Raw genomic sequence first — 14,338 nt, 5'->3', positions numbered from 1 at the left:
TTAAATAATGGCTGAAAGTACAAAAGAAAATGATATTCTAAGAGGAATGTCAATGATGGAAAAAGTTGCTAGATTTTTTGTATTAATTGGAGAAGAATCTACAGTAAAAATATTTCAACATTTACCTAAAGATACTGTTGAAGCAATATCAACTGCAATAACACAAATAACATCAATAAATAAAGATGTATCTCTAGCTGTTTTGGAAGAGTTTCATTTATATACAAGATCAAAAAGTTTTATTAGTTCTGGTGGGTATGATTTTGCTAGGGAAATTTTATATAAATCACTTGGAAAAAATGAAGCAGATGAAGTATTAGCCAAATTATCAAGAATGAAATTGGCTTCGCAGGCTTTCTCATATTTAGATGGAATAAATCCAAAACAATTAAGCGATTTTATTAAAGATGAGTCTCCCCATACAATTGCAGTAATATTATCTCATATGGATCCTAATAAATCTTCAGAGGTTCTTATGCAATTAGACGAAGAAATAAGGGTAAAAGTAACTATTCAAATAGCTACGATAAAAGATGTTTCTCCAGATGTTGTAAGAACAATTTCCCTTGTTTTAGAGAAGAAACTAGAATCTTTATTATCTTCGATTGTAGATGTTGGTGGAGTAAAAGTTGTAGCTGATATGCTTAATAAATTGGGTCCAAAAGCACAAGATATTTTGAAAAATATTAATGGTATAGATACTTCATTAGCTACAAAAATAAAAGAAAATATGTTCGTATTTGAAGATTTGTTAAATTTAGATTCTGAATATATTATGAGAATTTTACAAAATGTGGATACAGGTGATGTTGTAATAGCAATGAAAAATGCTACTGAAGAAGATATGGAAAAAGTTACATCTGCTATGTCTCAAAGAGGGCGAGATAGATTTAAAGAAGAGTTTGAAATGTCAAATAAAGTTAAAATTAAAGATATAGAAGCCGCACAAAGAAAAATGTTGGATGTTGCTCAGAAAATGATTGAAGATGGAATCATTGATAGAGAGAATAATTAATGGCTGATAATGTATATTCTAGTGCAAAAATATTAACTAAAAATGAAGAAGTTCAAAAATATGAATTAGGTAATTTTATTAATTCACAAGTTGATACTAATAGTGTTATTAATTCTAAAACAACTTTAGATGATAGAGAAATAAATGGAAGAATAGATCCTGTTTTAATTGAAGTAAGAAATTTAACAGCTAAATTAAATGAAATATCGCAAAAAGTTGATAGTATTGAAAGTGATGGAATAAAAGGTAAAGATATTGATGCACAAGTTGTTCAAGCAATAAGAGATTTAAAACATTATGCTGCTTTTTTTGAACAAGCAACTTTCCAAATGGAAACCAAATTATTGAAAACTTCTATTTCAATTGCCCAAAAAATAATAAGTATTGAAGTTGGTGAAAATTCATCAAAAATTGCAAAACAAACAATAAATCACCTTTTAGATAAAATAAAAACAGCATCAAAGGTGCAAATTCATCTTAACCCAAAAGATTATGAAGTTTTAAAAGGTCAGTTAAATTTAGAATCTTTTATAGAATTAAAAAGTGATGCAAATGTTACAGCAGGTGGTGTTGTAATAGCAAGTGATCTTGGAAACTTTGATGGAAATATTGAATCAAAAGTTTCAACTATGTTGGATTCTTTAGATTTGATTATTTAGTAAAATAAAATCATTTATTAAATACTATAACTTTATGATATAATTTATCAAAATAACAAGTAAAGTATTTAAATGGAAATTAGTGAAAGAGATTACGATTTATTAGTTGATACAGAGATAGTTGTAGATGTAATGTTAGGCAGTACTAATATAACAGTTTCAGAATTTCTAAAATTAAGTGATGGAGATATTATTTCTTTACATAAAGCTGCTGGAACTGGTGGTGAAATTTATGTAAACACTAGAATTATTGGAACAGGTGATATAATTGTAATTGATGATAAATTGGCTGTTAGAGTTCAAGATGCTATGGATTCTGATAATGTAGTTCAATATTTCTTTGAAGAACATATGATATAGGAGATTAAAATGGCTAGTACAGTAGAAGTAAATTCAAGTGTCGGTGTAGATGGGAATAGTTATACAACAGCAATAAGTAATGACAAATTATCAAATGATGATTTTTTAAAATTGATGATACAAGAATTAAAATTACAAGATCCTACAAAACCGATGGATTCAGCACAAATGCTTTCAACTCAAATGCAAATGTCATCAATTAATACAAACCAAGAAATGATAAAAGCTATGCAATCAATGCAAACTGCATTTTCTCAGTCATCTTTATCTAATGCTTCTGGAATTATTGGAAAAAATATTGAAGATGGAAATATTGGTGCAGATGGAATTAGTAAAGCTTATACTGTAAGATCAGTTGAAAATGTTAATGGAAATATTCAAGTGAAAGCTCAACAAATTTTATATCTAGAAGACAGAATTGTTATACCAGATGCAACTGATGCAACAAAAAGTAAGGTAGTTAATTATAACGCTGCTGGAGAAATTCTTGATGATAAAGGTGTAAAAACAGGTAAAAAAGTTCTTATCTCAAGTCCCGGAGTTCCTGTAGTAAGTAATGGTAAATTAACGATATTAGATGAAAATAATAAAGCAATTACTGACCATAAATATACTTTAGCAGGTGTTTCTGTCGCTGTATATTCTGATCAATTAACTACTTTACCATTTTCAACAATTACAAAAATATTTTAAGGTTTTAAAATGATTAGTGGATTATGGAATGGATATTCTGGTTTAACAGCTTTTGAAAAAGCATTAAATGTTGAATCTAATAATTCTACTAATGTTAATACTGTGGGACATAAAGCTGATACTATTAGTTTTGAAGATATGATGTATCAAAATGGCTATGGAAAAGGAACTGGCATTGATAGTGTTAGTAAAGTTATGACACAAGGAAATGTTAAATTAACTAATAATGCTTATGATGTTGCAATTGAAGGAAAAGGTTATTTTATTGTTTCTGAGAGAAAAACTAATGAAACTTTTTATACAAGAGCTGGTAACTTTTATATGGCAGAAGATGGCTTATTGCAAACTCAAAATGGTATGAAAGTGTTAGGATTAACTCCCCAGTCAAATAATGTTGTGACTTCTAATCCTGCAAAAACTCAGTTTGATGAAAGTCATACGAAAAATATTGTATCTAAAACTATAAGTAATGAAAATTTCTTACAAACAATAAATGCAAGAACAACAGATTATAATACTTCGGCTGTTGACAAAGGTACTAGTGGAGCAGGATTTAAAACAAAATCAGCACAAGTTGCAGATATTGAAGCTTTAATAGCTGATTATAAAAGTAAACTAGATTTATATTCATCGAATTCAACAGCAGTAGCTTCACCATCTGCTTCTCAAATTACAAATGTAAATTTAGCTACTTCTATGAGTCAATTAGTTAATGAAAATGATTTTATAAAAATTACAATAAATAATGAAGAAATAACTCAATCTTTTGATACTGATATTGAAACTACTATGAAAAAATTTTCCGATAAAATATCAAATATTAAAGGATTAAGTTCTTCAGTTAACCCTACAACAGGAATGTTAACTATTAATTCTTTGATTCCAGCAAAAGAAGTTACGATTAAAGATGCTCAAATAAATGAAAATTATTTAACAATTACAAATACTCAAAATGCTAGTTTAGGAACAGGCCTTGGATTAGTTAATAGTTCAAGAGATGCATTAAAAAGTGCATTAGAATTTTCTAATGCAGAGTTATTAGATATAACAAGTACTTTATCTTTAGTTGGGCAAGAATCTTTAACTGTTAATGAAATTCAGTTAAAGTTATCAAATCTTAATTTATCTAAAAATACTTCTGGTAAAATTGAAATAAGTGAAGGAGTGATTTTTTTAAAAGATGGAGATAATAAGTTTATAATTGGGAAGTTACAAACAGCTCATTTCACAAATCAACAAGGACTTTTACCTCAAGGTGATAATGTTTATCAAACTTCTGCAGAATCAGGAAGAGCATTTTATGCTGGTAAATTAAATAAATTAGTTAGTAGTTCATTGGAATTAAGTACTGCAAATATGGGAAGTACTTTAACGAATTTATTGGTGTATCAAAAAGCTTTTGAAGCAAATTCTAAATCTATCACAACTTCTGATGAAATGTTAAAAACAGCCATTGAATTAAAAAAATAGTGTTTTTATATTAGTTCTATAAATTAGTATTAATATATGAACATTTAAGTTCATAACCTTAATAAATAAAGGATCAGTCATGATTGGAGCACTTTGGACAGGAATCTCAGGATTAGCGTCACAACAAAAAGCTTTAGATAATGAATCTAATAATATTGCCAATGTAAATACAATAGGATATAAAGCCTCAAGAATTTCATTTGCAGATCAAATGTACCAAGATAGAATCGGAAAAGGTTCAACGGTACTTGATGCAGAGAAATTGTATACACAAGGTGGTTCAAAATTAACAGGTGTAAATTATGATATGGCATTATATGGGGATGGATTTTTTTCAGTAGTAAATAAAAATACTCTAGGAACAGCAGAAACCTTTTATACAAGAGCAGGAAATTTTAGAATGGGTGATAATGGTACCCTTCAAGATTCAGCAGGAAATGAAGTACAAGGCTGGATGATGACTGCAATTGATAGTCAAAATGATGTAACAAGTACAAATCCTAATGTGAGTGTTTTTAATAATGACTATACAAAATTATTAGGTTCAAAAATAATAAGACATGGTACTTATGTTGAAACAGTTACTGCAAAAGCAACGGATTATAATCTTACTGCAAAATCTGATTCAACTACTGCTTTTAGTGGGGATGGAGCAAAAACGAAGTCTGCTAAAATATCAGATATAGAAGAAGCAATAAAAGATTATACGAGTTGGTTGCAAAAATTAAAAGATGAGCCAGATGCTTTATCTTCAACTTCAATTACTCAAACTTCTCAAGTAAATTTTAAATCAGGAACAGATTCTATAATAGGGGCTGATGGACATCAAATATATATTTATATAAATGGTGAAAAGAAATCACAAGAGTTTATAGTATCAACAGCTAGTCAAGCATTAAAAGTTGACTTGTATAATTCATTAAGTCCAGCAGAAATAACAGCTTATGGATTGGTTAACCCAGGAACAATTGCTGCTCCAAATACATTAACTGATACACAAAATGCTGCATATGATAAACTAGCAGGGAAAATAGCTACGTATAAAGCAATGGCAGATAAAATTTCTAATATGCCAGGTTTAGTTGCAACAATGGCGATTGATTCTGGAAGCGCAGATGTATTTAATATAACAGAAACATATACAAAATCTACAAAAAATTCGGATATGTTAAAAGGTATAATACAAATAAAATCGTTGATACCAGGACAAGAATTTAGAATTTCAGAAATCGGTGAAGAAGCTAATAAAACTATATTACAAGGAAATTTCCAAACACAAACAGCTGCTGCAAAAGGTTCGGGAATTGCTGGATTAGAAACATCAAAAGAAGCTTTAAGTAAATTAATTACAGGAAAACAACAAGATGTTTATACTACAGGTAATTTACAAATAGATGGAACAGCAAAAAATTATACTTATGCAATAAGTATTTATGATAAAGAAATAGGACAAAATATATCTGTTCCAAGCAGTGGAGTAATAAATATTGCAGGAGCTACAAGTTTAGATGATATTATTAATGGATTAAATGCAGATCCTAGCTTATCTAAATATGTAACGGCAAGAAATGTAAATGGAAATTTAGTTTTAGAAACTTTAGATTCGAATTATGATGTTGAATTTACAGGAAGTATGAAACTAGCTGGAACGCCAATAGATGTAAATGCAAACTATTCAGGAAGAAAAGGTGCAGGAGCTGAATTTATAGAAATAATAAATAAAGTTGATCAAACAGCATCAAAAGGAAGTTTACAATTAAGACTTGATACATTGGGTATTTCAGATTCTGCTTTTGGAGAATTTTCTGTTGATAGTACAGGGTTAATTACAATGAAGCAAGATGGAGCTGATTTTGCAATAGGACAAGTTGCTATTGCTGTTTTTAATAACAATAGAGGATTAAATCCAGTTGGAAATAACTTATTAGCAAAAACAAATGAATCTGGTGAACCTGTATATAATTTAAATAATAATAAAACAGCAGAAATTAAATCAAAAACTTTAGAGTTAAGTACAGCAGATTTATCAGAGAGTTTAGTAAATCTAATGGTATTCCAAAGAGCTTTTGAAGCAAATGCAAAATCAATTACAACTTCAGATGAGTTGTTAAATACATTAATCAATCTAAAAAGATAATTTTTTTAATAGGGTAATTTTTTTACCCTATTTATATTTAAATAGGATAAATTTGGAAAATTTTTTATTAATTGTCGTACTAGGAGTTTTATTACTCTACTTTTTTTCAAGTTCTAACGTTTATAAATCTTTATACAAGAAAGTGAATGAAGAAAAAAATATTTTACAAGAAGAAATTAACAAGTTTGAATCTTTAATTGAAAGATACGAAAAACAAGTAAAAATAAGTGCAAATACATTAAAATCAAATCAAGGAAATTTACAAGTTGCCAGAGATGATTTACAAGAATTGCGTATAGAAAATATTAATTTAAAAAATAAATTAGATGAATTACAAAAAAGAAATGAAGAGCTTTATGCTCAAGTTAATGCAATGGTTTAGGTTTTAGTATAACAATGAAATTAGTATATAAATTATTATTATCAACAATATTTATCAATAGTACTTTATATGCTAATGATGATTTAACTGAATCTCAGCCTGAAATAATATTTCAATTTGAGAAATTAAAAAAATCTCAGGAAAATTTAGCATTACAAATTGATTTTAATAAAGCAGTATTACATTTAAGTAAAAATGAATACGAAGAGGCAATTAAGCTTTTTGAAAAAACTTCTAAAATATTAGAAATACCTTCATATTTAAATATGGGAATTGCTTATTATAAATTAGGTTCTATTGATAATGCAATAGTATATTTAAATAAAATTTACGAAAAATCAGAAAATGCTAATACCCATACTTATCCCTATATGGCAGCTTGTTATTATTTATATCAAATTTCAAAAGATAATAAATATCTTGATACCATTGTAAAAATCTCAAAAAAGTACAAAAATTTATCTGAACATTCAAAAAGAATGCTTTCTGACACATATATAATATTAAAAGAGTATGAAAATGCTTTAGAAATTTTAAATACAATGGATTATGCTATGGATTTGAAAAAAGCATTAATTTATATAAAATTAAAAGATTATGAAAAAGCAAATATATTACTAAAAAAAGCAAAAGAACAAAATGTAAATCCTAATACTATTGATAAAATTTTATGGCTTTTGAGTTTTACAAATCTTAAAATGAATAATATTGACCAATTAAAAGAGACTTTAGATTTAATAAATGAAAGAAAAAGCACTTTTAAAGCAAATACTGAGTTGCCATTAGAAATTTTCTTTAATCAAAATAAATTTACATCTAGCCAATATTTAAATTCAGTTATAAATTTTGATGATAATAGAAAAATAGATTTTATTTTTTATTTTGCACCTTTTATTTTTTCAGATTCTCAAGAAATTATTTATGACAGTTTAAAAGGTTTTATTTATAATCAAAAAGAAAGCATTCTTAATCTTGAAGAGATGGTTGAGTATAATGCAAAATTTCTGAAAATTGTAAAAGAAGATCCTATTATTAGAGTAGTTGAATTACAAAAAATGTTGACTAAAGATACAAAATCATATATATTTTATAATTTAGCCTTATCGTGTGCTCAAATAAATGATTTTAATAATGCTTTTAAATATTTCGAAAGAGCATATAAACTAAATCCAGGAAATAAACTTTATTCAATAATGTATATAATTACAGCAAATAGATTAAATATTAAAATAAAAGATCAAGAATATATTGAGAATAATATAAAAAGCGATAATGGTTTATATAATTATTTTTCTAAAGAAATTTATAAATTATTTATAAATCCTCAATTCACATCTTCAGATAAGCCTTTGGAATATGAAAATACAATATTTTATAAAGCACTAGATTTTTTAAAAGTAATGAAAAGTGGAAAAATAGATGAAAATCACACATTATTAGATGAACATTTTAAAGATCCATTAACATTTTTAATAAGAATGGTACAAAGAAGAAAGGGCGAAAGTGACTACACTTATTATGCTAGATTACAAGATTCTATTCCTTTAAGTTTAAATAATCAGTTTTTAGAAGGTCCATTGATTATAACAAGATATTATGTTGATATTTTAAAAGGTTTGGGTATTTTTTCAAAAGCTGATATGAATATCTCTGGTAAAAAAACACCTTCTTATTTAAGAACTAAAGCTTTAAGAGATTTACATTTTAATTCTCCTGATGAAACAATAAAAACATTAGAGTATTTGCAATCAGAATATAAACAAGAAGATAAATATAGTATGTATTTAATGGTTGCAGCATTATTAGAAGCAGGAAGATATAATGACGCTTCTATACAAATATCATTAATCAAAGTTATACTAAATGATCCTGATGCTGATTTCTTAACTGCCATTCAATTAATACAAGATTTAAAAATTTCAAGTGCTAAACAATTTCTAGTTCAACCTTATCTTGATTCGTTGATAGATTTTAAATTAATAGGATTTGATGAGTATTTAGAATCTTTATAGTTTGTATTAAGAATCCTAAATAATTTAATTTAATTCTGCTATAATAACTTAAAATTGTTACTTTTTTAAGGAGAATACTATGGAAATTGGAAGAATAGCAGAAATAGATAATTCTAAAGTTAATAATTTAGAAAAGATTCAAAAAGTTAATAGTGTTGATGAAAAAAATAAAGTAATTCAAGAAGATGAGTATAAAAAAGCATTAGGTACTCCAGATGATGCTGAAAAAAATGAGATAATTTTAGATAATGTAAGATTTGGATACAACAAAAGTTCAAAAGACTTTTTTGTAAAAGTAACAAGAGGTGACGCTGAATATAAATATCCAACTGAGGATATGATGAAAGTTAAAGCCTATATATTACAAGAGTTAGAAGCTCAAAATAAATAAAGGTAGTTTTAATTGGCATCAGATTTATCAAATATTTTTAAAGAAGAACTTTCAAATACTTTAGAACAACTATTATCAAAAAGCTCTCAAATTGAAGCTATTGTAGCTTTGGTGAGTGATAATTTTGATTCCACTCAACTAGTAGAATGTGTGGTTAAGTTTGATTTTAAGGGCATTTCTGCAAAGTTAACTTTTTTTGTGCCTGCACTTACTGCAACTAAATTTGAGTATTTAATGCTTGGTGGAATGGGAGATTTAAAAGAACATATAGATGATGAAATTACAGATGCTGTGAATGAAATCATTTCAAATATTTGTGGAAGCTTTTGTACATCTGTAAATGCACAAGGTTTACCTGATATTGAATCTATAAAATCAGAAGTAAAAAGTTCAACAATTGTTGAAGGTTCTTCTTTGGAAGATAAAACAAATATTTATGAAATAATTTTATCTTTAGATGATGAAAAACTACCAATTATTATATATTTTGATGAAATTATATTACCATTTTTCTCTTCAATTACAGGAGTTGAATCAGAAGAGACAAAACACACTGATTCTTCAACAATTGTTTCTAATAATAATTACAATTATCCAAGTACTCCAACTGTTCAAACACCAAAAAATCTTGAACTTTTATACCACATAAAATTAAAATTAAGTGTTCGATTAGGAACGAAAGTTGTTTTATTAAAAGACATTTTAAGATGGGATGTCGGAGAAATTATAGAACTTGAACAAATGGTAAACGAACCTTTAGAAGTTTTAGTAAATGGTGTAAAAATTGGAGTAGGTGAGGCTGTTATTGTTGAAGGTAAATTTGGACTTAAAATTAAAAAAATTGGAAATGAAGAGTTTAGGTTAAATCACATAGGCTTATAATTTATGATTATTCAATTAAATTTCTAAAATAGAATAGAGATTGTGAAAATATAAATTATGTTAATTGACAAGATATTTTAAATGAAGAAAACTTCTTTATATAGGTTGTAATAATGGAAATAAGTAGTAATAATTTAGTAAATAAAGATATTTTACAGGTTAATAAATTTGATAATGTTAAACAAGAAAGCCTAAAAGATAAAGATTCTGAACAGTTAAAAAAAGTTTGTAATGATTTTGAATCATTTTTCTTAAACCAGATTATGGATGTATCATTAAGAACAACAAATATTGCAGGAGAAGGTGCGGGTTCTGATATAATAAAAGGAATGTATACTCAGTCTATAGCAGATAGTTCTACTGGAAGTTTAGGAATTAGTACTATGTTATATGAGTTTTTAACACAAAATAATAAATAAGGGTTCTTATGATTGAAAATACTATAAAAAATATGTCAGATTTAATAATAAAATTAAAAAGTTCTATTACACAGGATATTGAAGATATTAAAGCTGCGAAACATGAAGAACTTCTAAAAAGAAATGATGAAAAACATATAATGATAGATGAAATCACTTTATTGAAAACTAAATTAAATGAAGAACTTGTATCAAAAATTCAAGAAGGAGTGGATGTTAATATTTATAGAGCAAGTGTTGATTTATTAGAAGTAGAATTAAAAGAACTTTATGAACTAAATAAAAAATTAGCATCAATTGTATTACCTGTTCAACAGATGTATAAAGATTTAGTTTCTGAGATTACTGCTGCAAATGGAGGGAAAATCTTTGATATTAAAGCTTAGTTTTTTAGTTTTTTTATTAAATGTTAATGTTTTCGCTATTAGTGTTGTAGTTTCAAAAGAGGCTATAAATTTTGAAGAAAAAGTTGATAGTTCTAAAGTTGTTGCACAAAATGTAAATGAAATAAATAAATCTTGTATCCCTTTAAAATTAAGTCAACTACAAAATGAAGATTATATAACAACACACTATATAAATAAAAATACAATAATTTGTATAAAAGATGTTAAAAAATATGAAAATGAATCGGTAATATTTAATTTTGGTGGTGTGAAAATAGAAAAAAAAGGTAAAGTTATTTATGAAAACAGTGATTTTATTCGTATAAAAAATGTTGATGGAACAATAGAGCAAATATATAAAGATGGAAGAATAAAATGAATATGTTATCTTTTTTAGGAGAAACACCAACAATAGCACTACGTCAAGCACAAGAAGAATGTGGAGAAGAAGCTATTGTAATATCTACAAAAAAAATATCTACACAACAAAATGGAAAAGATATGTATGAAGTTGTTGTAGCAGTAGAAGATGAACAAAAAAAGAAAAATTTACAATATACAAAAACAGCTATTAGTAAAGCAACAGCTAATTCAGAAGCTATAAAAACACAAGTTTATGATTTTAAAGAAGAGATTCTTAAAATGCAAAGTGTTTTAGAACAAGTTCAAAAATCTATTTGGAATCCTAAAAGTCAATTGTATGATTTAACTATTCCTCCTGAATTTGCATCTATGTATAATATTTTTGAACAAAATGAGTTTGATCAAGAAATGACTTATACTATTATGAAAAAAACTATTAAACAATTACCTATTGCTTTAAAATCAAATCCAAAAAAAGTTAATGATTTTTTTAAATTGATTTTAAGAAGAGTAATACCAATAAAACATGAAGTTCCACTAAGAAAGCATCAAAGAAAGATAATAATGATGGTTGGACCAACTGGTGTTGGAAAAACTACAACAATTTCAAAATTAGCAGCAAGATATGCTTATAAATTAGGACAAAATTATAAAGTGGGAATTGTTACTCTTGATTCTTTTAGAGTTGGAGCAATTGAGCAATTACAAGCTTATACAAATATTATGAGATTGCCTTTAGAAATCGTAAAAAAACCTGAAGGATTATCAGAAGCACTTTTAAGATTAAAAGATTGTAATTATATTTTTATTGATACGGCAGGTTCTAGTCAATATGATATTGATAAAATTGAGCTTATAAATGAATATCAAAAAAGAGTTGAAGAGTTACCAATTGAGAAGATTTTAGTACTTCCTGCAAATGTAAAACATAGTGATTTATTAGAAATTTATAAAAACTATTCAAGACTTTCTATTGATTATTTAACTTTTACAAAATTGGATGAAACTCGTAGTTTTGGGAATCTTATTTCATTTGCCCATAAAACAAAAAAATCTATTACATACTTTTCTATTGGACAAAATGTACCAGATGATTTAATAGTTTCAGATTCTACTTTTTTAATTGATTGTTTTATGAATAAACAATGCATTAGGAGATAAAATTGTTTGATACAATTTCTTCTCAAGCTAGTAAGTTAGTTAAACTTACTAATAGAGTAAAAAAAAACTACTCTAAAACTAAATTAATAACAATAACTTCTGGAAAAGGAGGAGTTGGAAAATCTACTTTTACTGCAAATATGGCTTTTTTACTTTCGCGTAGAGGTTTTAAAGTTGCTGTTTTAGATGCAGACATTGGTTTAGCCAATATGCAAGTTTTATTTGATATTAAACCTCAAAATACACTTTTTGAATATATTGATGGTACTAAAACTTTAGATGAAGTAATTTCTTCAACAGTTTATTCTAATGTGTATTTAATTGCAGGAAGAAGTGGTTATCAGTATAGTTCGCATAGAAATAGTTTTGTTTTTTCTAGAATTGTAAAAGATATTATTTCTTTGAATGATTTTGATATTTTACTTGTTGATACGGGTGCTGGATTAAATGAATATGTAAAAGAATTTTTATCAATTTCTGATAATATTTTAGCAATAACAACTACCGATCCTAGTGCTTTAACTGATGTATATTCTTTGATGAAAATGCTTTCTCTTGAAAAAAGCAAATTAATGCTGAGTTTCAATCATACTAGAAATTATCAAATAGGGGAAACAATAGCCAACTCTTTAATAAATTTGGGAAAAAAAAATAGTTTAAATAAAGATTTTATGGTAGAATATATAGGAAACGTTTCAACTTCTGCAAATATTTCTACAACAGGAAGACTTAGAAAATTATTTGCCAATGAATTTTCATCTGATGAAACAACAAAGCAGTTACAATTGATAATCGATAAGTTACTAAAAAATATTCATTAAGGTTTGTTCTAAGTGCTAAAACTAAGTTCAATAAATTCTATTACTATTGTTATAAGAAGTAGAGAATCATGATAATAGAACGATTCTCACAAACTGTAATAAATAGTGGTGTATTTAGATTTTACATAGCAACTGGTTTTTTTGCAACGTTAATATTTTTTATAATTAATGCTGATTTATTTACTCCTATGGAGATGATTTTAGGTATAATTTTGGTAACGATAGTTTTAAAAGGTGTCAGTAATATGATGCTCTCTTTGATTATAAGTCTTTTTAGTCTTGAGAACAAAAGAAATGAGTTTAATTTTAAATACAATGAAGAAAAAATTCAACTTATGTTAAATGAATTGACAGTTAAAGATGTTACAGATGCAAATAGTAAAAATCAGAAAAAAACTAAGTAAAAGGTAAATTATGAATATTTCTTCAATAACAGATTCAATAGGTTCTTTAGGTTTAAATACAAACAGTAAAGCACTACCAAGTCAAGATAAATCTTTTCAAAATATGTTAAATGATGCAATATCTGAGGTAAATGGTGATCAAGTAGAAGGATACAATGCTATGGAAGGTATCGCAACAGGAAAAGTTACTAATTTACAAGAAGCTGTTCAAAAAATAGAAGAAGCAGAATTATCTATGAAGTTAGCATTAGAAGTTAAAAATAAGGCTTTGAATGCGTATAAAGAAATTATGAGAATGCAAATTTAGTTAAAGGATTTAAGATGGGTTTTTTTGATGGATATAATGTATCAACTTCTGGTATGAGTGCTCAAAGAACAAGAATTAATGTTGTAAGTGCAAATATCGCAAATGCAAAAACTACTCATACAGCTGAAGGTGGTCCTTATAAAAAACAACAAGTTGTATTTGAAGATATACTTGTAGCAAATAGTAAAAAAACTAACACAAATGATGTTGAAACTACAAATAATAAAAATTCGGATGTTTCATTAAGAGGTGTTGGTGTTAAATCAATAGTTCAATCAGATGCTAAACCTGTAATGAGATATGAACCAGCTCATCCAGATGCTGATGAAAAAGGTTATGTAGCATATCCTGATATTAATCCTGTTGTAGAAATGGTAGATTTAATAGAAGCAATGAGATCTTATGAAGCAAATGTAGCTTCATTTAATACTCACAAAAATATTGATTCTAAGACTTTAGATATATTAAATGTGTAA

Annotated in this window: 18 protein-coding genes; all 18 read left to right on the top strand. The window is 26.5% G+C overall.

Annotated features, from left to right (window positions below):
• Nucleotides 1-7 precede the first annotated feature (7 nt).
• Nucleotides 8-1,015, top strand: a complete 1,008-nt coding sequence (gene fliG, locus ASUIS_RS11220) for a flagellar motor switch protein FliG (protein WP_118887189.1) — start codon at nt 8-10, stop codon at nt 1,013-1,015.
• Complete coding sequence (locus ASUIS_RS11215; RefSeq protein ID WP_118887188.1) at nt 1,015-1,674, top strand: FliH/SctL family protein; 660 nt, start codon at nt 1,015-1,017, stop codon at nt 1,672-1,674. The genes fliG and ASUIS_RS11215 overlap by 1 nt, the downstream gene beginning before the upstream one ends.
• A 72-nt stretch (nt 1,675-1,746) precedes the next feature.
• Nucleotides 1,747-2,034 carry a FliM/FliN family flagellar motor switch protein gene (locus ASUIS_RS11210; RefSeq protein ID WP_118887187.1) on the top strand — a complete coding sequence of 96 codons (288 nt, stop codon included), beginning with the start codon at nt 1,747-1,749 and terminating at the stop codon, nt 2,032-2,034.
• Between the two features lie 9 nt (nt 2,035-2,043).
• Entirely contained in the window at nt 2,044-2,727 is a 684-nt protein-coding gene (locus ASUIS_RS11205; protein WP_118887186.1) for a flagellar hook assembly protein FlgD, read from the top strand.
• A gap of 9 nt (nt 2,728-2,736) precedes the next feature.
• The gene (locus ASUIS_RS11200; RefSeq protein ID WP_118887185.1) at nt 2,737-4,197 is read left to right on the top strand and encodes a flagellar hook-basal body complex protein; all 1,461 of its coding nucleotides are present in this window, start codon (nt 2,737-2,739) and stop codon (nt 4,195-4,197) included.
• Between the two features lie 79 nt (nt 4,198-4,276).
• A complete protein-coding gene (locus ASUIS_RS11195) occupies nt 4,277-6,334 on the top strand; it encodes a flagellar hook-basal body complex protein (RefSeq protein WP_118887184.1) in 2,058 nt (685 codons plus the stop codon).
• A gap of 52 nt (nt 6,335-6,386) precedes the next feature.
• Nucleotides 6,387-6,716 carry a hypothetical protein gene (locus ASUIS_RS11190; protein ID WP_118887183.1) on the top strand — a complete coding sequence of 110 codons (330 nt, stop codon included), beginning with the start codon at nt 6,387-6,389 and terminating at the stop codon, nt 6,714-6,716.
• A 14-nt stretch (nt 6,717-6,730) separates the two neighbouring features.
• Entirely contained in the window at nt 6,731-8,728 is a 1,998-nt protein-coding gene (locus ASUIS_RS11185) for a tetratricopeptide repeat protein (protein ID WP_118887182.1), read from the top strand.
• A gap of 79 nt (nt 8,729-8,807) precedes the next feature.
• Nucleotides 8,808-9,119, top strand: a complete 312-nt coding sequence (locus ASUIS_RS11180; protein WP_118887181.1) for a flagellin — start codon at nt 8,808-8,810, stop codon at nt 9,117-9,119.
• 12 nt (nt 9,120-9,131) lie between these two features.
• Nucleotides 9,132-10,001 (top strand): FliM/FliN family flagellar motor switch protein, encoded by an 870-nt coding sequence (locus ASUIS_RS11175; RefSeq protein ID WP_118887180.1) that lies wholly within the window; start codon nt 9,132-9,134, stop codon nt 9,999-10,001.
• A gap of 113 nt (nt 10,002-10,114) precedes the next feature.
• Nucleotides 10,115-10,420 carry a rod-binding protein gene (locus ASUIS_RS11170; protein ID WP_118887179.1) on the top strand — a complete coding sequence of 102 codons (306 nt, stop codon included), beginning with the start codon at nt 10,115-10,117 and terminating at the stop codon, nt 10,418-10,420.
• A gap of 8 nt (nt 10,421-10,428) precedes the next feature.
• Nucleotides 10,429-10,806: a hypothetical protein gene (locus ASUIS_RS11165; protein WP_118887178.1), complete on the top strand. Its 378-nt coding sequence runs from the start codon at nt 10,429-10,431 to the stop codon at nt 10,804-10,806.
• A complete protein-coding gene (locus ASUIS_RS11160) occupies nt 10,790-11,185 on the top strand; it encodes a hypothetical protein (RefSeq protein ID WP_118887177.1) in 396 nt (131 codons plus the stop codon). Before ASUIS_RS11165 ends, ASUIS_RS11160 begins: the two co-directional genes overlap by 17 nt.
• Complete coding sequence (gene flhF / locus ASUIS_RS11155) at nt 11,182-12,330, top strand: flagellar biosynthesis protein FlhF (RefSeq protein ID WP_118887176.1); 1,149 nt, start codon at nt 11,182-11,184, stop codon at nt 12,328-12,330. Before ASUIS_RS11160 ends, flhF begins: the two co-directional genes overlap by 4 nt.
• A 2-nt stretch (nt 12,331-12,332) precedes the next feature.
• Nucleotides 12,333-13,151 carry a P-loop NTPase gene (locus ASUIS_RS11150; protein WP_118887175.1) on the top strand — a complete coding sequence of 273 codons (819 nt, stop codon included), beginning with the start codon at nt 12,333-12,335 and terminating at the stop codon, nt 13,149-13,151.
• Nucleotides 13,152-13,219: 68 nt separating this feature from the next.
• Nucleotides 13,220-13,555 (top strand): hypothetical protein, encoded by a 336-nt coding sequence (locus ASUIS_RS11145; RefSeq protein WP_118887174.1) that lies wholly within the window; start codon nt 13,220-13,222, stop codon nt 13,553-13,555.
• Nucleotides 13,556-13,565: 10 nt separating this feature from the next.
• Complete coding sequence (gene fliE, locus ASUIS_RS11140; RefSeq protein WP_118887173.1) at nt 13,566-13,862, top strand: flagellar hook-basal body complex protein FliE; 297 nt, start codon at nt 13,566-13,568, stop codon at nt 13,860-13,862.
• A gap of 14 nt (nt 13,863-13,876) precedes the next feature.
• The gene (gene flgC / locus ASUIS_RS11135) at nt 13,877-14,338 is read left to right on the top strand and encodes a flagellar basal body rod protein FlgC (protein WP_118887172.1); all 462 of its coding nucleotides are present in this window, start codon (nt 13,877-13,879) and stop codon (nt 14,336-14,338) included.

Source organism: Arcobacter suis CECT 7833, assembly GCF_003544815.1.
GTDB classification, from domain to species: Bacteria; Campylobacterota; Campylobacteria; order Campylobacterales; family Arcobacteraceae; genus Aliarcobacter; species Aliarcobacter suis.
Note: the sequence above shows the minus strand (reverse complement) of the source record. Positions and strands in the feature narration are given on the sequence as shown.

What these genes read in the sequence shown, in the direction of transcription:
- ASUIS_RS11165 (WP_118887178.1), top strand. Translation starts at nt 10,429, where the DNA reads ATGATTGAAAATACTATAAAAAATATGTCAGATTTAATAATAAAATTA.
- flgC (WP_118887172.1), top strand. Translation starts at nt 13,877, where the DNA reads ATGGGTTTTTTTGATGGATATAATGTATCAACTTCTGGTATGAGTGCT.
- ASUIS_RS11205 (WP_118887186.1), top strand. Translation starts at nt 2,044, where the DNA reads ATGGCTAGTACAGTAGAAGTAAATTCAAGTGTCGGTGTAGATGGGAAT.
- flhF (WP_118887176.1), top strand. Translation starts at nt 11,182, where the DNA reads ATGAATATGTTATCTTTTTTAGGAGAAACACCAACAATAGCACTACGT.
- ASUIS_RS11210 (WP_118887187.1), top strand. Translation starts at nt 1,747, where the DNA reads ATGGAAATTAGTGAAAGAGATTACGATTTATTAGTTGATACAGAGATA.
- fliG (WP_118887189.1), top strand. Translation starts at nt 8, where the DNA reads ATGGCTGAAAGTACAAAAGAAAATGATATTCTAAGAGGAATGTCAATG.
- ASUIS_RS11145 (WP_118887174.1), top strand. Translation starts at nt 13,220, where the DNA reads ATGATAATAGAACGATTCTCACAAACTGTAATAAATAGTGGTGTATTT.
- ASUIS_RS11200 (WP_118887185.1), top strand. Translation starts at nt 2,737, where the DNA reads ATGATTAGTGGATTATGGAATGGATATTCTGGTTTAACAGCTTTTGAA.
- ASUIS_RS11185 (WP_118887182.1), top strand. Translation starts at nt 6,731, where the DNA reads ATGAAATTAGTATATAAATTATTATTATCAACAATATTTATCAATAGT.
- ASUIS_RS11195 (WP_118887184.1), top strand. Translation starts at nt 4,277, where the DNA reads ATGATTGGAGCACTTTGGACAGGAATCTCAGGATTAGCGTCACAACAA.
- ASUIS_RS11180 (WP_118887181.1), top strand. Translation starts at nt 8,808, where the DNA reads ATGGAAATTGGAAGAATAGCAGAAATAGATAATTCTAAAGTTAATAAT.
- ASUIS_RS11170 (WP_118887179.1), top strand. Translation starts at nt 10,115, where the DNA reads ATGGAAATAAGTAGTAATAATTTAGTAAATAAAGATATTTTACAGGTT.
- ASUIS_RS11215 (WP_118887188.1), top strand. Translation starts at nt 1,015, where the DNA reads ATGGCTGATAATGTATATTCTAGTGCAAAAATATTAACTAAAAATGAA.
- fliE (WP_118887173.1), top strand. Translation starts at nt 13,566, where the DNA reads ATGAATATTTCTTCAATAACAGATTCAATAGGTTCTTTAGGTTTAAAT.